General features: G+C 67.4%; 20 protein-coding genes. 6 read left to right on the top strand and 14 right to left on the bottom strand.

Annotation, left to right across the window (positions count from 1 at the left end; all coding sequences use genetic code 11):
* Positions 1-82 precede the first annotated feature (82 nt).
* The 5 genes from rseP to frr are packed head-to-tail and all read right to left on the bottom strand — an operon-like array spanning position 83 to position 4,743.
* Entirely contained in the window at positions 83-1,405 is a 1,323-nt protein-coding gene (gene rseP, locus CYR75_RS05975) for an RIP metalloprotease RseP (RefSeq protein ID WP_101500899.1), read from the bottom strand.
* Between the two features lie 11 nt (positions 1,406-1,416).
* Positions 1,417-2,598: a 1-deoxy-D-xylulose-5-phosphate reductoisomerase gene (dxr, locus tag CYR75_RS05970; protein WP_101499246.1), complete on the bottom strand. Its 1,182-nt coding sequence runs from the start codon at positions 2,596-2,598 to the stop codon at positions 1,417-1,419.
* Complete coding sequence (locus CYR75_RS05965; RefSeq protein WP_101499245.1) at positions 2,595-3,416, bottom strand: phosphatidate cytidylyltransferase; 822 nt, start codon at positions 3,414-3,416, stop codon at positions 2,595-2,597. Before CYR75_RS05965 ends, dxr begins: the two co-directional genes overlap by 4 nt.
* 35 nt (positions 3,417-3,451) lie before the next feature.
* Positions 3,452-4,177: a polyprenyl diphosphate synthase gene (gene uppS, locus CYR75_RS05960; protein WP_101499244.1), complete on the bottom strand. Its 726-nt coding sequence runs from the start codon at positions 4,175-4,177 to the stop codon at positions 3,452-3,454.
* A 2-nt stretch (positions 4,178-4,179) separates the two neighbouring features.
* On the bottom strand, positions 4,180-4,743 hold the full coding sequence (frr, locus tag CYR75_RS05955) for a ribosome recycling factor (protein ID WP_101499243.1): 564 nt from the start codon (positions 4,741-4,743) through the stop codon (positions 4,180-4,182).
* A 177-nt stretch (positions 4,744-4,920) separates the two neighbouring features.
* Between frr and CYR75_RS05950 the strand changes: the two genes are divergently transcribed.
* The 3 genes from CYR75_RS05950 to typA all read left to right on the top strand — a co-directional run bounded on the left by CYR75_RS05950 (position 4,921) and on the right by typA (position 9,117).
* Positions 4,921-6,246 (top strand): aspartate aminotransferase family protein, encoded by a 1,326-nt coding sequence (locus CYR75_RS05950; RefSeq protein WP_101499242.1) that lies wholly within the window; start codon positions 4,921-4,923, stop codon positions 6,244-6,246.
* A 98-nt stretch (positions 6,247-6,344) separates the two neighbouring features.
* Positions 6,345-6,968, top strand: coding sequence for a YitT family protein (locus CYR75_RS05945; protein ID WP_101499241.1), 624 nt, complete (start codon positions 6,345-6,347; stop codon positions 6,966-6,968).
* A gap of 331 nt (positions 6,969-7,299) precedes the next feature.
* Complete coding sequence (gene typA, locus CYR75_RS05940) at positions 7,300-9,117, top strand: translational GTPase TypA (RefSeq protein WP_101499240.1); 1,818 nt, start codon at positions 7,300-7,302, stop codon at positions 9,115-9,117.
* Between the two features lie 57 nt (positions 9,118-9,174).
* Here typA and CYR75_RS05935 read toward each other — a convergent pair whose 3' ends face one another.
* From CYR75_RS05935 to CYR75_RS05915, 5 genes are all read right to left on the bottom strand, one after another.
* Complete coding sequence (locus CYR75_RS05935; RefSeq protein ID WP_158644592.1) at positions 9,175-10,254, bottom strand: alpha/beta hydrolase; 1,080 nt, start codon at positions 10,252-10,254, stop codon at positions 9,175-9,177.
* Positions 10,247-10,996 carry an alpha/beta fold hydrolase gene (locus CYR75_RS05930; RefSeq protein ID WP_101499238.1) on the bottom strand — a complete coding sequence of 250 codons (750 nt, stop codon included), beginning with the start codon at positions 10,994-10,996 and terminating at the stop codon, positions 10,247-10,249. The genes CYR75_RS05935 and CYR75_RS05930 overlap by 8 nt, the downstream gene beginning before the upstream one ends.
* A 2-nt stretch (positions 10,997-10,998) precedes the next feature.
* Positions 10,999-12,561: a peptidoglycan -binding protein gene (locus tag CYR75_RS05925; protein WP_101499237.1), complete on the bottom strand. Its 1,563-nt coding sequence runs from the start codon at positions 12,559-12,561 to the stop codon at positions 10,999-11,001.
* Positions 12,561-14,063 carry a hypothetical protein gene (locus CYR75_RS05920; RefSeq protein WP_225972858.1) on the bottom strand — a complete coding sequence of 501 codons (1,503 nt, stop codon included), beginning with the start codon at positions 14,061-14,063 and terminating at the stop codon, positions 12,561-12,563. Before CYR75_RS05920 ends, CYR75_RS05925 begins: the two co-directional genes overlap by 1 nt.
* Positions 14,064-14,142: 79 nt before the next feature.
* Positions 14,143-14,649: a gamma-glutamylcyclotransferase gene (locus CYR75_RS05915; RefSeq protein ID WP_264080905.1), complete on the bottom strand. Its 507-nt coding sequence runs from the start codon at positions 14,647-14,649 to the stop codon at positions 14,143-14,145.
* Positions 14,650-14,772: 123 nt separating this feature from the next.
* Here CYR75_RS05915 and CYR75_RS05910 point away from each other — a divergent pair, with 123 nt between their 5' ends.
* Entirely contained in the window at positions 14,773-15,843 is a 1,071-nt protein-coding gene (locus CYR75_RS05910) for a DUF2125 domain-containing protein (RefSeq protein ID WP_101499235.1), read from the top strand.
* 105 nt (positions 15,844-15,948) lie between these two features.
* Here the strand turns inward: CYR75_RS05910 and polA are convergent, their stop codons facing one another.
* Entirely contained in the window at positions 15,949-18,762 is a 2,814-nt protein-coding gene (gene polA, locus CYR75_RS05905) for a DNA polymerase I (RefSeq protein ID WP_101499234.1), read from the bottom strand.
* Positions 18,763-18,907: 145 nt separating this feature from the next.
* Positions 18,908-19,090, bottom strand: a complete 183-nt coding sequence (locus CYR75_RS05900) for a zinc-finger domain-containing protein (protein ID WP_225972911.1) — start codon at positions 19,088-19,090, stop codon at positions 18,908-18,910.
* Between the two features lie 222 nt (positions 19,091-19,312).
* Here CYR75_RS05900 and CYR75_RS05895 point away from each other — a divergent pair, with 222 nt between their 5' ends.
* Positions 19,313-20,245 (top strand): ABC transporter ATP-binding protein, encoded by a 933-nt coding sequence (locus tag CYR75_RS05895; protein ID WP_101499232.1) that lies wholly within the window; start codon positions 19,313-19,315, stop codon positions 20,243-20,245.
* A gap of 58 nt (positions 20,246-20,303) precedes the next feature.
* Here the strand turns inward: CYR75_RS05895 and CYR75_RS05890 are convergent, their stop codons facing one another.
* The gene (locus CYR75_RS05890; RefSeq protein WP_101500897.1) at positions 20,304-20,687 is read right to left on the bottom strand and encodes an HIT domain-containing protein; all 384 of its coding nucleotides are present in this window, start codon (positions 20,685-20,687) and stop codon (positions 20,304-20,306) included.
* Between the two features lie 27 nt (positions 20,688-20,714).
* Positions 20,715-22,292 carry a DUF5928 domain-containing protein gene (locus tag CYR75_RS05885; RefSeq protein WP_101499231.1) on the bottom strand — a complete coding sequence of 526 codons (1,578 nt, stop codon included), beginning with the start codon at positions 22,290-22,292 and terminating at the stop codon, positions 20,715-20,717.
* 129 nt (positions 22,293-22,421) lie between these two features.
* On the opposite strand from CYR75_RS05885, the gene CYR75_RS05880 reads away from it, so the two are divergent.
* Complete coding sequence (locus tag CYR75_RS05880; protein ID WP_101500896.1) at positions 22,422-23,240, top strand: sulfotransferase family protein; 819 nt, start codon at positions 22,422-22,424, stop codon at positions 23,238-23,240.
* Positions 23,241-23,245 lie beyond the last annotated feature (5 nt).

The following is a 23,245-nucleotide window of genomic DNA, read 5'->3' as shown; positions in this document are numbered from 1 at the left end:
CGGCTGAGGCGCAGCTTCGCGCCAATTTTGCCTGCAAAACTACAGGCGCGCGGGGGGCAAAGTCAAAACCCGAATTGCCGTTTCAGCACCTTAGGTCGTTGCTGAGGCCGAAAATCATCAGCCCCAGCACCAGCGCCAGCCCGATGCTGGTCAACAGCCCCATGATCCGCGGCGAGGGCGGTCGCCCGGTGATCGACTCATAGGCGTAAAAGGCCAGATGCCCGCCATCCAGCACCGGGATCGGCAGCAGGTTCAGAAACCCGATGGCCACCGACAGGATCGCGATCCACCAGATGAAGTTGCCGATGCCGGCATCTGCGGCCTGCCCGGTCGTCTCGGCGATGGTCAGCGCGCCGGACAGATTGCAGGCGCCGATCTGGCCGCTGATCATCGCCCACAGCCCGGTCAGGCTGGACATGATGATGCTGCCCACCTGCCCCACGCCCTGCCACAAGGCGGTCAGCGGCCCGACCGAGGTCGTCGCGGGCTCGAAATAGCTGCCGCCGGAAATGCCGATCAGCCAGCGCTTTTCGTAGCCGCCATCCGCCAGCGGCAGATCCTGCTGGCGCGGCTCCAGCGTCACGTCGATTTCGGTGCCGTCGCGCCAGATCAGCAGCGACAGGGGCGCGCCGGCCGCGGCCTCGACCAGCGGGCGGATCTGGTCGAAACGATGGATCGGCGTCTCGTCGATGCGCAGGATCACGTCGCCCGCGCGCAGCCCGGCCTGCGCCGCAGCACTGCCCGGCGCCACGCCGCCGATGCGGTTGGGCAGCGGGTCGGGGCCGCGCACGGTCGTCTCGACCCCGTCGCGGCGCACGCGCCAATCCTGCGAGGGCGCGGCAGGCAGCGTCTCGGTCACGGTCAGCAGATCGCGCCATTCCCCGACCGGCCGGCCGCCCACGCCGATGATCTCGTCACCGGGGCGCAGCTGGTTCTGGACCTCGGCCGGGGCGGGCAGGACCGCGCCCACGGTGGGCGCCTCGACCGGCACGCCCTGCACCAGCAGGAAGCCGGCAAAGATCAGCGTGGACAGGATGAAGTTGAAGACCGGCCCGGCCGCCACGGTGGCGCTGCGCGCCCAAAGCGGGGCGCCGTCCAGCGTCTGGCGGCGCAGGGCTGGATCGACGGCCACGCCCTCGCCCGCGCTGGCCGCGTTGCTGTCGCCCAGAAAGCGGACATAGCCGCCAAGGGGCAGCGCCGCGACCTGCCATTCCGTCCCGCGCCGGTCGCGGCGCGAGAACAGGCGCGGGCCGAAGCCGATGGAAAACACCTCGGCGCGGATGCCGGACCAGCGCCCGACGATGTAATGGCCGAATTCATGGACCGCGACGATCACCGACAGCGCGATCACGAACGCCGCCAGCGTCCAGATCCCGCCGCCCAGACCCGCCAACAAACCGCCCATGTCCGCCATCCTTACCGCCTTGCCTCGCGCACGGCCCATGCCGCCGCGAATTGCCGCGCCTGCTGGTCCCAATCCAGCACCGACGCCAGGTCCATAGGGGATGTGGCGAAGCCTGGGCGTGCCGTCAAGGCATCCAGCGTGGCCTCAACCGCCGAGGCCATGTCGGTGAAGCGGATGCGCCCGGCCAGAAAATCGTCTAGCGCCTGCTCTTTCGCGGCGTTCAGCACCGCACCCGACGCGCCGCCCGTCTGCATCACCTGCCGCGCCAGCCGCAGCGCCGGCCAGCGCTCCTCGTCCGGGGCGCGAAAGCTGAGCGAGCCGATCGCCGCAAGGTCCAGCCGCGCGACCGGCAGATCGGCGCGGTCCGGCCAGTGCAGCGCATAACCGATGGCGTGGCGCATGTCGGGCGGGCCGAGATGCGCGAGCGTGCCGCCATCCTTGTGGCTGACCAACGCGTGCACGATGGATTCCGGGTGGACCAGCACCTTGATCCGCGCCGGGTCAATGCCGAAAAACTCTTGCGCCTCAATCAGTTCCAGCGCCTTGTTGAACATCGACGCGCTGTCGATGGTGATCCGCTGCCCCATCGCCCAGTTCGGATGGGTCGAGGCCTCGGCCACGGTGGCATCGGCCAGCCGCTCCAGCGGCCAGTCGCGGAAGGCGCCCCCGGATGCGGTGATGGTCACAGCCTCGACAGAGTCGAGGTTATCGCCGCCAAGTGCTTGAAAGATCGCGGAATGTTCGGAATCAACCGGCAGGATGCGCGCGCCGCTGCGCTGCGCCGTGGCCATGACCAGCCGCCCCGCCGTGACCAGCGATTCCTTGTTGGCCAGCGCCAGCGTTCCGCCCCGTTCCAGCACGCGCAGCCCCGGCGCCAGCCCGGCCGCGCCGATAATCGCGGACAGCGTCCAGTCGGCGGGCCGGTCGGCGGCCTCGACCAGGGCTGCGGGCCCGGCGGCGGCGTCGATCCCGCTGCCCGCCAGCGCCTCGCGCAGGTCGTTCAGCCGCTCGGGATAGGCGGTGACGGCGATCTCGGCCCGCAAGGCGCGGGCCATCTGCGCCAGCCGGGCGATATTGGCGCCCCCGCTCAACGCGACGACGCGCCAGCGGTCCGGCCCGCCGTCATGCATCAACAGGTCAAAGGCGCTTTCGCCGATGGACCCCGTCGCGCCGAAGATCGAGACCGACCTCACAGCCCGACCTGCGGCAGCCTCAGCAGCCAGCTTGCCACCATCACCGCCAGCACCGCTCCCGACACCGCGTCGAAGCGGTCCATGAAGCCGCCATGGCCGGGGATCAGGTTCGAGCTGTCCTTGACCCCGGCCCGCCGCTTCAGCCAGCTTTCCGCGATGTCGCCCAGCTGACCCGCCAGCGCGACAAAGGGCGAGATGATGATCAGCCCGACCTCGGCCATGCCAAGCGCCCAGAGCAGCGTGGCAAACAGGACCGCGCCGATCCAGCCCGCCACCGTGCCTGACCATGTCTTTTTCGGGCTGATGCGCGGCCAAAATTTCGGCCCGCCGATGATGCGTCCGGCGAAATAGCCCAGCACATCGGACAGGATCACCACCCCCATCAGCCACAGGATAAAGGGCAGCCCGTATTCCTGCCGCAGATGGACCAGTTCGAACCCCACCGCCATGATCGCGGTGCCGAACAGCGCATAGGTCAGCCGGTCGCGGGGGATGGCGCCCGGCACACCCGCGCCGACCGGGATCAGCAGCACCGGCAGCGCGAAGACGGGCGGAAGGCCAAGTGCGGCGAACAGCGACAGCCCCGCGATCACCGCCAGCACCACCGGACGCAGGCGTCCGGCCGGCGTCGTGAGCCGCGCCGGACCGCGCCAGCCGGTCATTCGGGCCAGTTCCCAGAAGGTCAGCGCCATGAACAGCGCCACCCCGCCCCACAGATAAACCCCCTGCGCCAACGCCAGCGCGACACCGATCGCGATCAGCACCGCGGCCGAGACTACGCGCCGCGTCAGATCACCCCATTTGCCTGCATCCGCCATCGCGCGCAGCCCCCGTTGTCGATTGAGCAGCCGCCCTAGGTGCCGCCAAAGCGGCGGTCGCGCAGGCCGAAGCGGTCTAGGATCTCGGCCAGATGCGCCGGCGTGAAATCCGGCCACAAGGTCGGCGTGAATTCATATTCCGCATAGGCCGCCTGCCAGGGCAGGAAGTTCGACACCCGCGTCTCGCCCGAGGTGCGGATCACCAGATCGGGATCGGGACAGCCGGCGGTGTCGAGGCAGTCGGACAGATCGGCCTCGGTCGGGGTCGCGACCGCACCCGAGGCGATGCGCTGCGCCAGACGCTGCGCCGCGCGCAGCATCTCGTCGCGGCCGCCGTAATTGATCGCGACCGTCAGGTTCAGCCGCATGTTGCCCGCCGTCCGCGCCTCGATCCCCGCCATCAGGGCCTGCAGCTTGGGGTCGAGCCGTTCGCGCGCGCCGATGAAGCGCAGCCGCACGCCTTCGGCCGACAGCCCGTCGGCCTCGCGCTCGATATAGCGGCGGAAGATCTTCATCAGACCCAGCACCTCTTCGGTCGAGCGCTTCCAGTTCTCGGTCGAGAAGGCATAGACGGTCAGCCAGTTCACCCCCATGTCGGGGCAGGCGCGGACAATCTGCTTGACGCGCTCGGCCCCGCGGCGGTGGCCGACCAGGCGCGGCCAGCCGCGTTCCACGGCCCAACGGCCATTGCCGTCCATGATGATGGCGACGTGACGCGGGACGGGCTGTCCGTCCATGCTGGCGGCTGCGTTCAGCGCCATGGTCAGACCTGCATGATTTCGGCCTGTTTCGTTTCCAGCGACTGATCTACGCGGGCGATCATCCGGTTGGTCAGGGACTGGACCTCGTCTTCCCACAGCTTCTGGTCATCCTCGGACATGCCGGCGGCCTTGGCCTTCTTGATCTTGTCCATGCCGTCGCGGCGCACGTTGCGGATGGCGACGCGGGCGTTTTCGGCATATTGCGCCGCGACCTTGGTCAGTTCGCGGCGGCGTTCCTCGTTCAGTTCTGGGATCGGCAGCATGATGATGGTGCCGTTCAACTGCGGATTGATGCCCAGACCCGATTCGCGGATCGCCTTTTCGGCCCGCCCGACCAGCGCCTTGTCCCAGACGTTGATGGTGACCATGCGCGGTTCGGGCACGTTCACCGTGCCGATCTGGTTCAGCGGCGTCATTGAGCCGTAGGCGTCCACCATGATCGGTTCCACCATCGAGGCCGAGGCCCGCCCCGTGCGAAGGCTGGCAAATTCTTGCCGCAGCGAGTCCATCGCGCCATTCATGCGGCGTTCCAGATCGTCTGTGTCGATTTCCAGGTCGTCGGACATAGCGTGCCTCTTGATGCGTTGTCGCGCCGTTCTAACCCGACCCGGCGGACATGGCAAAGCAGTTTCGCCCCGCAGGCGTCAGGCGGCTGGTCGGGCCACCCCCGCAAGACGCCGCGAGCGCTTGACCAAACCCTGCCGCATGATAGCGTCTCGGTTCAGCAAACAAGGAATACGCGCATGGCCCTGGACCAGAAACCCGCGCCGAACGATCTGTCGGCCTATTGGATGCCCTTTACCGCCAACCGGTTCTTCAAGGCGAACCCGCGGATGGTGGTTGCGGCGCAGGACATGCACTATACCGCCGCCGACGGGCGGCAGGTGCTGGACGGCACGTCGGGGATGTGGTGCTCGAACGCGGGCCACGGCCGGCCGCGGATCACCGCCGCCATTGCCGACATGGCCGGACGGCTGGACTACGCGCCCGCCTTCCAGATCGGGCATCCCTCGGCGTTCGAGTTGGCCAACCGGGTGATCGCGCTGGCGCCGGACAACATGGCGCATGTGTTTTTCACCAACTCCGGGTCCGAGGCCGTGGATACGGCGCTGAAGATCGCGCTCGCCTATCACCGGATGAAGGGCGAGGGGACGCGGTCGCGCCTGATCGGGCGCGAGCGGGGCTATCACGGCGTCGGCTTCGGCGGCATCTCGGTGGGCGGGATCGTCAACAACCGCCGCTTCTTCGGCAATGCGCTGGCTGGGACCGACCATCTGGCACATACGCATCTGCCGGAAAACGCCTATAGCAAGGGCCAGCCCGAACATGGCGCGCATCTGGCGGACGAGCTGGAACGGCTGGTGACGCTGCACGGGGCCGAGAATATCGCCGCCCTCATCGTCGAGCCGATGGCCGGATCGACCGGCGTGCTGCTGCCGCCCAAGGGCTATCTGCAAAAGCTGCGCGAGATCACCCGCAAGCACGGCATCCTGCTGATCTTCGACGAGGTCATCACCGGCTTCGGCCGTCTGGGCACCGCCTTTGCGGCGCAGTATTTCGGCGTCGAGCCGGACATGATCACCTGCGCCAAGGGGCTGACGAACGGCGTCATTCCTATGGGGGGCGTCATCGTCTCCGCCGAGATCCACGACGCCTTCATGAAGGGGCCGGAACACGCGATCGAGCTGTTCCACGGCTATACCTATTCCGGCAACCCGGTCGCCTGCGCCGCCGGTCTGGCTACGCTGGACACCTATGCCGAGGAAGGGCTGCTGACCCGCGCCGCCGATCTGGCCGATGTGTGGCAAAACGCGCTGCACGGGCTGCAGGGCCTGCCCCATGTCATCGACATCCGCAATCTTGGCCTTGTCGGCGCGGTCGAACTGGCCCCGATCGAGGGCGCACCGGGCAAACGCGCCTTCGACGTCTTCCTGCGCGCCTTCGATGCCGGGATTTTGGTGCGCGTGACCGGCGACATCATCGCGCTCTCGCCGCCCCTGATCGTCAGCAAGGAGCAGATCGAGGAACTGACCGGCAAGCTGGCCGAGATCCTGAAGGCCACCGACTGACGCAAGACCGGGCGCGTCAGCCCGTGGGGCGCGGCATTTCCCCGCGCCCCTGAAGCCCCCCACTTGCGCGGGCGGGAAAGCGGCGGCAAAAGCCCCTCATGCCAGAGATTTCGCCCCCGACCGCGCCGCCGCAAAACGCCCATTCCGCGCTCGATGACGCGCAGGGGATCGCCTATGGCAGCCTGATGGCCGCGCTCAGCATCGTGGTGCTGACGCATCTGGGCTTTGTCACCGGGCAGACGGCGGGGATCGCGCTGCTGATTTCCTATACCACCGGCTGGGACTGGGCGCCGGTGTTCTTTGTCGTGAACCTGCCCTTTTACTGGGTCGGCTGGAAACGCTTTGGCCCGCTATTCGTGGCGAAAAGCCTGTTCGCGGTCACGCTCACCTCGGCGCTGGCGGCGGTGCTGCCGCACTATATTGCCTTTTCGACGCTGTCGCCGGCGCTTGGCGCGATCCTGATCGGGGCGTTGACCGGGGCCGGGCTGATTGCGCTGTTCCGCCACGGCGCGAGCCTTGGCGGCATCGGCATCGTGGGCCTGTATATCCAGGACGCCACCGGCTTCCGGGCGGGCTGGGTGCAGATGCTGGTCGATGCGGCGATCTTTGGCGCGGCGCTGTTCCTGCTCGACCCCGTCGCGGTCGGCTGGTCGTTTCTGGGCGCGGTCGTGGCCAACCTGACCATCGCGATCAATCACCGCCGCGACCGCTATATCGTCTGATCGCTTTGGAAATGTTCGGGAACCTGCTGGATCACCGCGACGTTACGTCCTTGAAAGTTGCAGGAAAGGGACTGACATGAACTCGATCATCTATATCGTCGGCCTGGTGGTCGTGGTGTTGATCATCCTGTCGCTGCTGGGCCTGCGCTAGGTCCGCCAAAGGCGACACGAACGACACCGGACACGACAGACAGACGGGGGCGCGGTGGCCAGGACAGGCATCCGCGCCCTTGCTGCATTCGCCCCGCCCCGACTGTCCGCCAGACTATCGACTCGCCATCGTGGCGCCGCTGCGTTAGGGCAACGCAAGTTTTTTCCAACAGGCTGTTCCATGGATATCCGCAATATCGCCATTATCGCTCACGTCGATCACGGCAAGACGACCCTCGTCGACCAACTGCTGCGGCAGTCGGGCAGCTTCCGCGAAAATCAGGCCGTGGCCGAGCGGGTGATGGACAGCAATGACATCGAGCGCGAACGTGGCATCACCATCCTTGCCAAGGCGACCTCGGTCGAATGGCGCGGCACGCGGGTCAATATCGTCGACACGCCCGGCCACGCCGATTTCGGCGGCGAGGTCGAACGCATCCTGTCCATGGTCGATGGCGTCTGCCTGCTGGTCGATGCCGCCGAAGGGCCGATGCCGCAGACCAAGTTCGTGACCTCCAAGGCGCTGGCCCTGGGGCTGCGTCCCATCGTGCTGCTGAACAAGGTGGACAAGCCCGCGGCCGAACCTGAACATGCGCTGAACGAGGTGTTCGACCTGTTCGCCAATCTGGGCGCCACCGACGAACAGCTTGATTTCCCGCATCTCTATGCCTCGGGCATTGGCGGTTGGGCGGTCGAGAACCTTGATGACGAGCGCAAGGATATGGCGCCGCTGTTCGACCTGATCCTCAAGCATGTGCCCTCGCCCAATCAGATCGAGCAGCGCGACGATCCGTTCCGAATGCTGGCCGTGACGCTGGGGGCGGATCCGTTCCTGGGCCGCATCCTGACCGGCCGGGTCGAGGCCGGGCAGGCCCGCGCCGGCGACACCGTCAAGGTGCTGAACCGCAAGAATGAACGGGTCGAGCAGTTCCGCATCTCGAAAGTTCTGGCCTTCCGCGGGCTGAGCCAGCAGGCCATCGACCACGCCGAGGCGGGCGATATCGTCAGCCTCGCCGGCATGTCCAAGGGCACCGTCGCCGACACGATCTGCGCGCTCGAGGTCGAAGCCGCCCTGCCCGCGCAGCCCATCGACCCGCCGACGATCAGCGTGACCTTTGGCATCAACGACTCTCCGCTGGCCGGACAGGACGGCAAGAAGGTGCAATCCCGCGTCATCCGCGAGCGCCTGATGAAAGAGGCGGAATCCAACGTCGCCATCCGCGTCGACGACACCCCCGGCGGCGAGGCCTTCGTCGTCTCGGGCCGCGGCGAATTGCAGATGGGCGTGCTGATCGAGAACATGCGCCGCGAGGGGTTCGAGCTGTCGATCAGCCGCCCCCGCGTCATCTATCGCGAGGAAAACGGTCAGCGGATGGAACCGGTCGAAGAGGTCATCGTCGACGTCGATGACGATTACACCGGCGTCGTCATCGAAAAGCTGACCGGCGACCGCAAGGGCGAGATGATCGACATGCGCCCCGCCGGCCACGGCAAGACCCGCATCGTCGCCCATGTTCCCTCGCGCGGGCTGATCGGCTATCACGGCGAATTCATGACCGATACGCGCGGCAATGGCGTGCTGAACCGGCTGTTCCACGGCTGGACCCCCTACAAGGGCGCCATCCAGGGCCGCCGTCAGGGCGTGCTGATCAGCATGGAGAACGGCGTTTCGGTCGCCTATGCGCTGTGGAACCTTGAAGAGCGTGGTCGCCTGTTCATCGGCGCGCAAGAGCAGGTCTATACCGGCATGATCATCGGCGAGCACAGCCGCGACAATGACCTCGAGGTGAACCCGCTGAAGGGGAAAAAGCTGACCAACGTCCGCGCCTCGGGCACGGACGAGGCGGTTCGGCTGACCCCGCCCATCCGCATGTCGCTGGAAGAGGCCATCGCCTATATCGCCGATGATGAGCTGGTCGAGGTCACGCCCAAGAACATCCGGCTGCGCAAGCGCCATCTGGACCCGCATGAGCGCAAGCGTCAGGCGCGGGCAGAGTAAGCCAGACAGGTCCACGACCATCCCGGCCGTCCCTTCGGGGGCGGCCTTTTTCGTCGCTCACTCGCCGAAGATCTGCGTGATCCAGCCATTGATGCGCGTGGCCAGCGGCGCGGTCTGGCCGGGCGACAGGATATCCCCGGCAATGACATGAGAGTCCGGGTCGTCGCCGGGTCCCAGCGTGACCGACACCCGCGTCACCTGCCCGCCCCAGCCTTGCAGCACCGCCTCGGTCGCCTTTGGGTCCACGATGCGGTCGGCATCGGAAAAAAGCGCCAGCAGGGGTTGGGTGGCGGTGCTGTAATCGGCCCGCCGCGCCTCGGCCACCATGGCCGCCATCGACAGCGCGGCGGTGGGTGGGTAACAGCTCGTCCAATAGTCGCGATGGGCGTCGTTGCGCGGCTCGAAACAGCGTTCGCGCCCCGCGATCAGCGGCAGCCAGTGCCGGGCCAGCGGCTGGCGCAGCAGGAACAGCCCGCGCGCCTGCATCGCGAAATTGGGCGAGACCAGCACCACCGCGTCGATCGCCGGCCCCAGTTCCGGGTCGCGCGCCGCCAGCGCCGCCAGGGTGCCGCCGGTCGAGGTGCCGATCACCACCACCTTCTCGCCCAGGCGCTGACCGATGGCGATGGCCTCGGCCACGTCACGCGCCCAGTCATCGACGCGGGCGTTGTCCAGCGAGCCGCCATCCATGCCATGCCCGGTCAGCCGGGCGAAATAAAGGTTCGCCCCCCGCCATGCCGCGATCAGGTCCGGCACCGGGCGCAGCTCTTGCGAGGTCGCGGAAAACCCGTGCAGATAGATCAGCGCAATCGGGGTCTTCACCCCCGGCCGCCCGCCCCAGACGATGCGGCGCGCGACATCCGGGCGGATGCCGCTTTCCTCGGCATAAAGCCAGCTATCGAGGTTTTCGGGCAGGTCCGCGACGGGCGGCGGATCGAAACTGCCGTTTTCGCGCGGGGCAAAGGCCCAGATCAGGCCCAGCACCAGCAGCAGCACCGCCAGCAGCGACAGCATCACCGCCACCACCCGCCCCCGCCGGCGCGGCGGCGCGGCAGGCTTGCCACGCGCCGGCTTTCCCGCAGCGCGTGAGCCCTTTTTCGGGGCAGAGCGGCCCGATGCGGCATTGCGTTTAGCCACGCATGACCTCGGCCACCGCATCCTCGATCATCGTCAGGCAGTCGGGGTCCGAGAAACGGTGATCGGCGCCCTTGACCAGCAGCAGGCGCATGTCCGGGCAATCGGCGTGATCCAGCAGGCGCAGCGCCCATTCGACCGGCACCTCGGCATCCGCCGTGCCTTGCAGCAGCCGGACCTTGAAGGGCAGCGGCAAGGGGCGGTCCAGCACCAGGTGATCGCGGCCGTCCTCGATCAACCGGCGTGTGATCACATCGGGCTCGTCGGAATAGTCCGAGGGCAGCTGCCATTGCCCGTCGCGCAGCAGCGCCTCGCGCTGCGCCTCATCGGCGTTGGCCCAAAAGCCGTTTTCGGTGAAATCGGGCGCCGCCGCGATGCCGACCAGACCGGCCACGCGTTCGGGCATGGCACGCGCCAGCAACAGCGCGATCCAGCCGCCCATGCTCGAGCCGACCAGCACCTGCGGCCCCGTGGTCAGGCCGCTGACCGCAGCCATCGCGTCCGCCGCCCAGTCCCCGATGCTGCCATCCTCGAACCGGCCCGCGGATTCGCCGTGGCCCGAATAATCCAGACGCAGAAACCGATACCCCTGCGCCCGCGCCCAGCCCGCCAGATGCTCGGCCTTGGTGCCGCGCATGTCGGACCGGAAGCCGCCCAGAAACACCACGCCTGGCACATCCTCCCGGCCGGGGATCAGGTCATAGGCGATGCGGCGGCCCTGCGGCCCGTCCATAAATTCGGTCATGCTCAGCGTTCCGTCAGTTTCAGTTCGATCCGGCGGTTCCGGGCGCGGTTTTCGGGCGAGTCGTCGGGCGCCACCGGCCTTGTATCCGAGAATCCGGTCGGCGCCAGACGGTCGGCGGCAAAGCCCAACTCGTCCACCATATAGCGCACCACCGCAAGGGCGCGGGCCTGGCTCAGCTCCCAATTGTCGCGGTAGCGGCCAAGGCCGGATAGCGGCGTGCGGTCGGTGTGGCCGTCGACGCGGATCACCCAGTCGATCTCGGGCGGGATGGTGTCGGCGATCTCTTGCAGCATCTCGGTCACGCCGGCGATGCTGCGCTGCCCCTCGGGCGAGAGCGTGGCCTCGCCGGGGTCGAACAGCACCTCGGATTGCAGCACGAAGCGGTCGCCGACCACCTCGACCCCCTCGCGGCCCTGCAGGATCTGGCTGAGTCGGCCAAAGAATTCGCTGCGATAGCGCGCTAGATCGGCGGTTTCGGCTTCTAGCCGCGCGCGCTCGGCCTCTTCCAGCGCCAGCCGCCGCCGCTGTTCTTCGCTGGCCTTCAGCAGCGCCGCGTTCAGCTGCTGGCCCAGATCCTCCAGCCGGGTGGCAGTGGCGTCGCGGTCCTCTTCGGTCAGGTTCAGCGCCTGCTGGATCGAGGAAAGCTGCCGGTTCAGCGTCGCCACCTGCTGGTTCAGCAGCGCCACGCGGCGCTGCGCCTCGGTCGAGCTTTCTTCCTGATCGGCCAGCCGGTCCCGCGCCTGCGCCAGCAGGGCCGCCTGCCGCTCGGCTTCGGTTGTCGTCTGCTGAACCTGCGTTTCCAGATCGGCGCGGGCGGCGTCGGCGGCGGCGAGCAGGGTCAGCGTGTCCTCGGCCTCTTTCCGGGCCTGTTCCAGCGACAGCGTCATCGCGGTCAGTTCCGCTTCCGAGTTCTTCAGCCGCGCCCGCAACGCCTCGGCGGCGGCGGCCTCGGCCAGTCGGGCGGCCTCGGCCTCGTCCAGCGCCTCGCCCCGCGCCGACAGTTCGGTGCGGGTCTCGGCCAGCGCGGTCTGGGTTTCGGACAGGGTCGCGTCGGTTTCCGCCAGCGTCGCGCGGGTCTCGGCCAGCGCGTCGGCCTTTGCCTGATCGCTGGCCTCCAGATCGCGAACCAGAGCCTCCAGCGCCTCGCGGCGGGCGGCGGCCAGACGCGCGGCCTCGGCCTGGGCGTCGATTTCGGCGCGCGCCGCACTCAGCGCCTGTTCGGCGGTGCCGGCGCGGGCGGTCTCGGCGTCGCGGGACGCAATCAGCTGCGCCACCTGCGACTCGAAATCGACGATCTGCGCCTGCGCGCTGTCCAGTTCCGCCTGCGCGGTGTCGCGTTCGTCCTGGGTGATCGCCAGCGTCCCGGTCAGCCCGGCCACCTGATCGGTCAGCCGGTCAAGCTGGCTTTCCTGCCGGTCGACCGTGTCGCGCAGCACCGATTGCACGATCATGAAGATGGTGATGACAAACGTCAGCACCATCAGCAGCGCCGTCATGGCATCCACGAAGCCCGGCCAGATGGTCGAGGAGAAGCGGTTGCCGCCCCGGCTGCGCGACAGGGCCATCAGGACCGCCCCAACGCCCGCAGCGCCTCTGTCAGTTCGACGATCTCGCGGCGCAGTTCATTGTTCGAGGCCTGCCGCGCCGTCGCGGTTTCCTCGACCAGCCGCGCCATCGCCTCGTCGATGGATCGCAGATGCATCCGCGCCTCGTCGCTGCCCGGCGGTGTGGCTGCCACCCGCGCCAGCCGGTCCTGCGTCTCGGCCAGACGGCTTAACGCACGGCCGATCTCGATCATGTGGTCGGGGCGGGTTTCGGTGGCGCGCACCAGCTTGTCCTGCCCCGCCGCCAGCCGCGACATCGACTGCGCCATCTCGCCCATGCGGCCGACATTGGCCTCGGAATCGTCCAGCATGAACTGGCCCAGGCGTTCGACATTGCGCGCCATCAGCAGCACGCGCTCGTCGGCCTCGATGGCCTCTTGCTCGCGGATCTCGTCGCGTTCGGCATAGAAGGATTGCAGGTCGGACATCTGGCTGGCGATCTGGTCCAGAAAGCCCACGATGCTGGCCTGATCCAACCGCTCGCCGTCATCGCCGGCGATGCCAAGCCGGGTAAAGCCCGACAGCCACTCTTCCAGCTCGCGGTAAAAGCGGTTCTGGCCGTGGGTCGCAAACAGCTCCAGCAGCCCGACGACCAGCGACCCCGCCAGCCCCAGCAGCGACGAGGAAAACGCCACCGCCATGCCGCCAAGCTGCGCCTCAAGCCCCTGCATCAGCTTGTCGAAGACCTCGACCGCCGTCTGCCCCTCTTGCGGGGCGAGCGCGCGGATGGTGTTGACGACCGCCGGAACGGTCGTGGCGAGGCCGTAGAATGTGCCCAGAAGCCCCAGAAAGATCAGCAGATTCGCCAGGTAGCGGGTGATGTCGCGGGCCTCGTCGATGCGCGTCGCCACCGATTCGAGGATCGAGCGCGCCGATCCGGTCGAGATCACCCCCCCGATCGGCCCGCGCACCCCCAGCAGGGCCGCCAGCGGCGCCAGCAGACGCGGCGCGCTGTCCTGATCCGCGCCGATGGCCGACACACCCTTGGCGGTCGCGTTGCGGCGGCGTTCGGCGAACCGCTCGATCCAGCTGACCGAATGGATCAGCTGCGCGACCTGCCAGAAGCAGGCCAGAACCCCGGTGACGAACACGCCAAGGATCAGCCCGTTCAGCCACGGATTCGCCGCGAAAATCGGCAGGATGCGCCCATAGGCGAACCATCCGCCCGCCGCGACCAGCACCAGCACGATCACCATCAGCGCGATCTGGCGCAGCGGCTGGCTGAAATGCGGCTGGCTGACGCGGCGTTCCTGCGCCCGCCTTGCCGTCAACCGGCGCGAGGGGCGCGGTGTCTCGGCGCCCCGGTCGCTGGCGGGCTTTGGCGCAAGCAGCGACCGGGGCGCGGTGGTCTCTGCCTCACCCGCCGCATCCCCTGTCTCGCCCGCAGCCGCCTTCGACCTCGCCTCGTCCGTTGGTTTGGGGCCTTCGGGCGTGTCGTTACCGGGCGGCGGGTCCTGGCTCATGTCGCGTCTCCGGCAAGGGGTCGGTCGGGGTGGATCGGGGGCAAGTCTAGCAGTCTCAACGCGGCTGCCAACCGGCCAATTAGGGTGGCTGGCCGCACAGCTTGCGGACCTCGTCCGACAGCGCGTCCATTTCGGGATCGGGCAGGCCCAACTCGGCCAGATGCGAGGCAGTGTTGAACAAATAATCCCGGTTCGGCCCGCGCCAGCCCGCCGCCTGCGCGATGATGCGGGCCTGTTCCTGCGCGCACAGCCCGCCCGCGTAATGCGCGTGCTCGCGGATCATGACATAGGTGATCGCCTCGACCCGGCGACCGTCGGACAGATCGACCGGCAGGCGGGCCTCGCGATAGGCTTCGGTGGTCAGTTCCCTTGCGCGGACGGCGGCGATGACGTCGGGCCAGTGGTGGTCGTCGACGCGCAAGGCGACGCCGCGACAGACCGCGCCCTCGGCCGCGTCGAGGCCCAGGACCAGCCCCGGCTGATGCACGGTGCCGCGATACTGGATCGAGCGCAGGCAGAAGCTGCGATGCCAGCCCCACAAGGTCCCGACCACCCGTTCGGGCGGGGCAAAGCCCGGATCCCACATCAGTGATCCATATGCGAACAGCCAGTTCTGGTTCTGCAACGGCGCCCCCTTTTCCACGCGGACATTCTAGGCTTAGATGACAGCCGATCAACCCCGACCACACATCCCCGGACGGAGAGCGCGTTGAAATATCTGATGATCGCACTGGCCGTCCTTGCCCTGCTGCTGGGCGGCGCGTGGTTCGGGGGCGAGGCGCTGCTGGCCGGCGCCCTGCGCGACCGCCTGACCGCCGACGCGCCCCTTGCCGCGCAAAGCGTGCAGCCGCTGCGATCGGCCGGGCGGTTCGGGCTGCGGCTGGGGCCGATCGAGATGAGCGATGAGGGCCAGACCCTGACCGCGCCGGGGCTGGTGGTCTATACGTCGCTGTCAGCGCCGGACCGGCTGACCGTCGATCTGCCCGAAAGCCTGCGGATCGAGGCGCCAGAGCGGACCGTCGATCTGGGCTTTGGCAGCGGGCAGGTCCATGCCGCCGTCTCGCCCCTGCGCGGCATGGCGCTGCGCGAGGTGGGCGTGGCGGCCCAGGGTATGACCGTGGATGGCGCGCCGCTGTTCCAGACGCTGCAGGCGACCGCGACCCTGTCCCATATGGGCGGCGGCGCGCCGGCGGGGTCGCAGGCGAGCTATGCGCTGACGCTGCTGCTGGACGGGCTGCATCTGCGGAACGTGGCCGAGACGCTGCGGGTCGAGGGGCCGGGGCAGATCTGGCTCGACCGGCTGCCCGACCGGTCGCTGGCGCAGCAGGAGGGGCCGCCCCCGGCACTGACCGGCACGCAGACGCCGGGGCTGCGGATCACGTTGGGCGACGACGCGACGGCCCGGATCATCGGCCGGATCGAGGCCGACAGCGACGGTTTCGCCAGCGGTCAGGCGGCGCTTTATACCGCGCACGCGCAGGCGTTCATCGACCTTGCGGTCCAGACCGGGATGATCCCGCCGCAAAGCGCGGTGCTGGTGCGGACCCTGCTGATCGGGCTTTCGGATACCCATGCGGAACTGACGGAAGCCTCGGCCAGCGAGGCTGCCGGAACCACCGTCGGAACCCCCGCCGCGACCCCGGCATCACCGGCCATCCTGCCCCGCGACCCCATGCCGCCCCCGGCAGAGGGCGAGATCCGGCTGCTGCTGACGCTGTCCGACGGGCAGATGCGGCTTGGTCCCGTCCCCATCGGCGCGGCGCCGCGACTGCGGCCGTAACCGCTGCCGCCCGAAGCCGACAGATCGACCCGCCCGACGCTGATCGAGTGAAAACGCCTCGTCGCAAACCCGTGCGTCAGCCGCGAGGTTATCACCCCCTGCGGATCAGTGCGCCTCGGCCCAGTTGTCGCCGGTGCCGGCATCCACGACGATGGGGACCGACAGCTTGACGGCGGGTTCGGCGGCGCCCTCCATCACCTTGCGGGCGGCGCCGATCAGCGGAGTGCAGGCGTCCTCGCGCACCTCGAAGACCAGCTCGTCATGGACCTGCAGCAGCATCCGCGCCGGCAGGTCGCGGATCGCCTGCGGCATGCGGATCATGGCGCGGCGGATGATGTCGGCCGCCGCCCCCTGGATCGGCGCGTTGATCGCGGCGCGGCGCGCCCCGCCCGCGGCCGGACCCTTGGTGTCGATGCCGGGCGTCGGGATGCGGCGGCCGAAGATCGTGCGCACAAAGCCGTCGCGCCGGGCGTTGGCAACGGTGCGGTCCATATAGGCACGGATTTCCGGGAAACGCTGGAAATAGGTGTCGATGAAGGCCTGCGCCTCGGCCCGCGGGATGCGCAGATTGCGCGCCAGCCCAAAACCCGAGATGCCATAGATCACGCCGAAATTGATCGCCTTGGCCTGACGGCGGATCATCGGGTCCATGCCTTCGACGGGCACGCCGAACATCTGGCTGGCGGTCATGGCGTGAATGTCGATGCCGTCGCGAAACGCCTGTTTCAGCGCCGGGATGTCGGCGACATGGGCCAGCACGCGCAGCTCGATCTGGCTGTAATCGAGGCTGATCAGCTTGTGGCCGGGTGCGGCGATGAACGCCTCGCGGATGCGGCGGCCCTCATCGCTGCGGATCGGGATGTTCTGCAAGTTCGGCTCGGTCGAGGCCAGACGACCGGTCGCCGCCCCGGCGATGGCATAGCAGGTGTGGACGCGGCCGGTATCGGGGTTCACATGGGTCTGCAGCGCGTCGGTATAGGTCGATTTCAGCTTCGAGATCTGGCGCCAGTCCAGCACCCGCGCCGGCAGTTCGTGGCCTTCGGCGGCAAGGTCTTCCAGCACGTCGGCGCTGGTCGAATAGGCGCCGGTCTTGCCCTGCTTGCCGCCCGCCAGCCCCATCTGGTCGAACAGGATCTCGCCCAGCTGCTTGGGGCTGCCGATGTTGAAGCGTGTGCCGACAAGGCCGTGGATCTCGTCCTCGAGCCCGGCCATGCGCTGCGCGAAGACGTTGGACATCCGCGACAGGTGTTCCGGGTCCAGCTTGATGCCGGCCATTTCCATATCGGCCAGCACCGGGATCATCGGGCGTTCCAGCGTCTCGTAGGCGGTGGTCGCGGCGTGGCCGGGCAGGCGCGGACGCAGCATCTGCCACAGCCGCCAGGTCACCTCGGCATCCTCGGCGGCATAGGGCGTGGCCTTGTCCAGCGGCACCCGGTCAAAGGTGATCTGCGACTTGCCGCTGCCGATCAGATCCTTGATCGACAGGCATTTATGGCCCAGCACCCGCTCGGCCAGACCGTCCATGCCGTGGTTGAACAGCTCGGACCCCAGGGCATAGGACATCAGCATCGTGTCCTCGAGCGGCTTCATGCGGATGCCGTGGCGGGCCAGCATCTTCCAGTCGTATTTGATGTTCTGCCCGACCTTCAGGATCGCGTCGTCTTCCAGCACCGGCTTGAGCGCCGCCAGCACCGGTTCAAGGTCCAGCTGCCCCTCGACCCGCGCGCCGCTGTCGAACAGATCGCCGCCGCCCGCGACATGGGCCATGGGAATATAGCAGGCGACGCCCGGCCCGGTGCACAGCGAGATGCCGACGAGATCGGCGGTCATCTCGTTCAGCCCGGTGGTTTCGGTGTCGATGGCGACGGCGCCCGCCTCGCGGATGGTGGCGATGACCTCGTCCAGCTCGGCCATGGTGCCGATCCGGCGATAAAGCTCGTGGTCGATCGGCGGCCAGTCCGGCGCGGCCACCGGCGCCCCGCCCGCAGGCGATGCCGGGGTGTCGGGAATGGCCGGCGCCTCGAGCGCGAATTTCTCGGCCACGCGGTTGGTGAGGGTCCGAAACTCCATCCGGGTCAGGAAATCCAGCAGCGTGTCGGGCTCGGGGTCGCGGATTTCCAGCGTCTCAAGGCCGAAATCCAGCGGCGTCTCGCAATCAAGCTGCACCAGCCGTTTCGACACGCGGATCTGGTCGGCATAGTCCAGCAGGGTCTGGCGCCGCTTGGGCTGCTTGATCTGCTCGGCATTGGCGAGCAGGTTTTCCAGATCGCCATATTCGTTGATCAGCAGCGCCGCCGTCTTGATCCCGATGCCGGGCGCACCGGGCACGTTGTCGACGCTGTCGCCGGCCAGCGCCTGAATGTCGACGACGCGGTCGGGGCCGACGCCGAACTTGTCATGCACCTCGTCGGGGCCGATCTCCTTGCCCTTGATCGGGTCCAGCATCACCACGCCGCCGCCGACAAGCTGCATCAGATCCTTGTCGGAGCTGATGATCGTGACCCGCCCGCCCGCGTCGCGGGCCTGACAGGCGAGGGTGGCGATGATGTCGTCGGCCTCGTAATGCTCAAGCTCGATACAGGCGATGTTGAAGGCGCGGGTGGCGTCGCGGGTCAGCGGGAACTGCGGCACCAGCTCTTCGGGCAGGGGCGGGCGGTTGGCCTTGTAGTCGGCATAGATCTCGTTGCGGAAGGTCTTGGCCGAGTGGTCGAAGATCACCGCCACATGGGTCGGCGCATCGCTGCCCTTGGCGTCCTGCGCGTATTTCCACAGCATGTTGGAAAACCCCGCCACCGCCCCGATAGGCAGCCCGTCCGATTTCCGCGTCAGCGGCGGCAGCGCGTGATAGGCGCGGAAGATGAAGGCCGAGCCGTCGATCAGATGCAGGTGATGACCCTTGCCAAAGGCGTTTTCGGACATGCGAGGTTCCTTTTCATCGGCGCGGTCTGAGACGGGGCGGCCCGCCACAGACAACGGTCACGGGCCGCCGGTTCTGACACAGGGTCAGGCGCGGTGCAAAGCCCCACCAGCGCAGGTCGTATCGGACCCGAGCGATCAGCGCCGCTTAGTGATCGTCATGCACATTGTCGCGGTCGACGATGAAGCGCTTGTCGCAATAGCCGCAATCGACAAAGCCGGTGAGGGGCGAGATGACCATCCACACCCGCGGATGCCCCAGACCGCGGAATTCGTCGCCCTGACAGGCGACCTTCCACGTCGTCACGATCTCTGTCTCGGGCGGAGGCAGCGCGGTATCATGGTCCTGATTGGTCGATTTCGGATTCTCGGTCGGCTGGAAAAGAACGTCGGACATGGGCGGGCCTTCTTGTCGCGCGGTGCGGGATCGGGTTAACCCCCGGGGGATGGGATGACAGATAGCCTGCCGGTGCGCCGCAGGGCAAGGCCAAGCTCGGTTCCCGACCGGGCGCAGGGACCGGATCGGCGCGGCAGCTTCAGGGGACAGGGTGACATGGACACAGCACAGCGCGACGCGATCAGCATCACCGGCCTGCGAAAGACCTATCGCGCCGCCGGCAATGCCCCCCCGAAAGAGGCGCTGAAGGGCATCGACCTGCAGATCCGCGCCGGCTCTATCTATGGGCTGCTCGGGCCGAACGGGGCGGGAAAGTCGACCACGATCAACATTCTGGCTGGGCTGGTCAACAAGACCGCCGGCAAGGTGATGATCTGGGGCTTCGATCAGGACGTGAACCCGCGCAACTCGCGGGCCGCCATCGGGGTGATGCCGCAAGAGCTGAACATCGACCCCTTCCTGTCGCCGCGCGCCAGTCTCGAGATCCAGGCGGGGCTGTATGGCGTGCCCGCCCACGACCGCTGGACGGACGACCTGCTGGCGCTGGTGGGGCTGACCGATCAGGCGGAAAGCTATACCCGCCATCTGTCCGGCGGGATGAAGCGGCGGCTGCTGCTGGCCAAGGCGCTGGTCCATCGCCCGCAGGTGCTGGTTCTGGACGAGCCGACCGCCGGCGTCGATATCGGGCTGCGCGACATGCTGTGGGCCAATGTCCGGCGGCTGAACGAACAGGGCATGACCATCATCCTGACCACGCATTATCTGGAAGAGGCCGAGGCGATGTGCGACCGCATCGCCATCATCGACGAGGGGCTGGTGCTGATCGAGGACACCACCGCAGCCCTGCTGGCCCGCGCCGACCGCAAGACGCTGATCATCGACACCGACGAGACCGCGATGCCCGCTTTGCCCGATGGCGTCACCGCCGAATGGCGCGCGCCGCATCAGCTTGCGATGGCCTATCGCCCCTCGCAGATGCAGCCCGACCGGATCATCGACGCACTGCGCGAGGCGCGGATGCCGATCCGCGACCTGACCATCGAACAGCCCCGGCTGGAGGATGTGTTCGTCGATCTGACCCGACGCTGATCGCCGCAGCAGGGGCGGCAGGGGTCGGCGGCAGGTTGGCCCGCCGCCCGGTCGGGCCTCAGTCGCGCAGCACCACCATCGGCCCGATCACCCGCCCGCCCAGGATGTGCAGGTGGAAATGCGGCACCTCTTGCACGCCGTCATTGCCGGCATTGGTGATCGCCCGGAAGCCGTTGCCGCCATGGCCGGTCGACAGCCCCTCGTCCCGCGCTATGCGGGCGGTGACGCGCATGAAATCGACGATCTCGGCCTCGCTCGCATTGGCGGCGAAATCGTCGAAGGTGACGTATTTGCCCTTGGGGATCACCAGCACATGGCTTGGCGCCTTGGGGTCGATGTCGCGAAAGGCCAGCGTGTGCTCGGTCTCGGCCACGGTGTCGTTGGGGATCTCGCCGCGCAGGATGCGGGCAAAGATGTTGCTGTCGTCATACTCAAAGCTCATCTCGGTCTCCATCTTCGGGGGTGCAGGTCAGTCTGCAAAAAGATCGGCGGCGGTCGCAATGGCGCGGGCGCGGGCGGGTTCGACGTCCAGAAACCGGCCGAGCACGGTGCCGATCCGGTCGGGGGCGGCGGTCTGGGCGATCTCGAAGTAATCATCGAACTCCATGTCGCGCAAACGCTCGGCCTCGTGCAGCAGATCGCCGCGCAGCGCGGGCAACAGGCGGCGCAGCACGTTTTCCGGCGTCGAGGAATCGGCCAGCCCGACCCGCAGCGCATGGCCGCGCAGGTAGTCATCGTCGAACCGCGAATCGATGAACAGGATGCGGGTCTGGTTCTTGTCGCTGACGAAGTCGCGGATCAGGTCGAGCGCCGAGGGGTCGATGCAGATCACCATACGCTCGTCGCCGAACTCGTCCATCAGCAGGCGGATCAGCGCCCGCCGGTGCCGCTCGCGCTTGGCCACGGTGTTTTCCACCCCGCCCAGATCGGGCAGCTTGGCGTCCATCTCGTTGAACAGGTAATCGACCGCCGGAATGTCGGTCTGTTCGCGGATCGCCTGCGTCAGGCGCTTGGCGATGTGCCATTTCTTCGCCACCACGATCAGCAGGTTGCGGTGCCGCCCGACCGAACCATCGGCCTCCCAGAAGCGCGGCGCGAACCGCCGCCCGACCCGCCCGCGCCCGGTCTGGAAGCGGAACAGGGACTTGCCCTCGTCCGAGATCGAGAAATGCTGATCGCGCGCCATCCACAGCGCGTCCAGCCGCTCCTTCAGCTCGCGGGCCTCGGGGCTGATCTTGCGGGCGAACAGGTAATCCTGACGCAGCAGCATGTCGTGGTGATCGTTGCAGAAAACGACCGGCATCCCGTAATCGGTGAAGATCAGGAAGGTCAGCGTGCGCGACCGGATCTGGCTGCGCGGGACAAGGTGGCGGACGAGGGTCTGAAAAAACGTCTCGTCGGGGATCCATGTGGTGCGGAAAAAGCGCATGACGTCGGGGCGGCTGTCGCAGAATTCCAGCAGCTTTTCGATCGTGTCGCGGCGCAGGCACCACCACTGGCTGCCGATCATCATTTCCAGATCGGCGGGAATCCGGCGCGTCAGCCCGAAGCGGCGCTGAAAATCGTAAAGCGCATAGAATCGCCGGGGCTGGCTGCGTTCGTTGAACCAGAAACGATAGATCAGCCGGTCCTCTTTCATCCCGGTCTTGATCCAGTCCGAGGCGAAATAGTCGAAACTTTCGATGTAATCGACATCCTCGGCATCCAGAAACGCATGCGCGTATTCCGCCGATTTCACCGGCCGGCAATCGCCCGACAGCATGTAGAAATGCGTGGCGGCCGGAAAGGCGCGGACGGCGGCGCGCACGGCCTCCAGCGTGGCGGCGACCAGCGACCATTCGCCCCAGCCGCAGCGGTGCCGCCGGCTGGCCAGCGCGACGGCGGGGTCGTCCTTCAGCGCCTGCTGGATCTGGTCGTATTCCGCCTGCGGCGCGCTGGCATCGTAATGGATCGCCACGCAATCGCCGCCCGCCCCCATGCGCTTGGCCTGAGCGATCACGCTTTTCGGGTCCTTGTGCGCAAGAAGGATAAAGGCGATCCTGGCCATGTCGTCTTGCCGCCCTCGATACTCATTTCCGCTGGCGCAACCGATTGAATCCGCCGCGCCGATCTGCTTTTGTCTGTAACGATTTTAATGGGTGCCGCAAGCGGGCGGGCTTTTCAGACGAGGGCGATGATGGGATTTCCGGGAACTTGGATGACGGAAAGCGAGAGCCTCGTCTATCGGGTGGTGCCGAAATGCGCCTGCTCGACGATCGGGCAGATCATGTTTCATTCGGATCACGGGCGCTATTACGACGGCGATATCCACGATTCGCGCGAAGGGCTGCACAAATGGGCGCAGGATGACAGCCAGCCGCTGATCGAATCGGCGGTGCGCGACCGGCGCGGCGTCACCTTTACTTGCGTGCGCAACCCTTACGCCCGCATCCTGTCGTCGTTTTTCGACAAGATCGCCGGCATCCAGCGCAACGGCAAACGCTATCGCGGCAATCTGGTGCCGCAGCTCGCGCAGCGCTACGGCGTCGAGGTCGGCAGCCCCGAGGATGATTTCGACTTTGACCAGATCCGCAGCTTTCGCCGCTTTCTGCTGTTCGCCCGCGACACCATCCGCTGGCGCCGCCCGATGGAGCCGGACATCCACTGGTCGGCCATGTCGGGCCATATCTCGACCTTCATCGTCAATGGCGGGCGCTACGACCAGATCTTCTTTACCGAGAAGTTCAACGAAGGCATGCAGCGGGTGCTGGACGCGGCCGAGACGCCGCACCGGATCGACGTGTCGCAGGTGCCGCGCTTCAACGAATCCGAAGGCCACGGCCCTAAGCGCGCCCACAAGGTCAGCGAGTATTTCGACGATCTGTCACGGCATCTGATCTGGGAGATCTATAAAAAGGATTTCCAGCTGTTCCGCTACGATTTCGACGACCCCGACAACAAGCTGCCCAAGGGCGAGGTCGATCTAGACGAGGTTCACGCCAAGCTGGGCCGCTAAGGGCC

This window comes from Paracoccus jeotgali (assembly GCF_002865605.1).
GTDB classification, from domain to species: Bacteria; Pseudomonadota; Alphaproteobacteria; order Rhodobacterales; family Rhodobacteraceae; genus Paracoccus; species Paracoccus jeotgali.
This window is presented reverse-complemented; position numbering and strand designations above follow the sequence as displayed.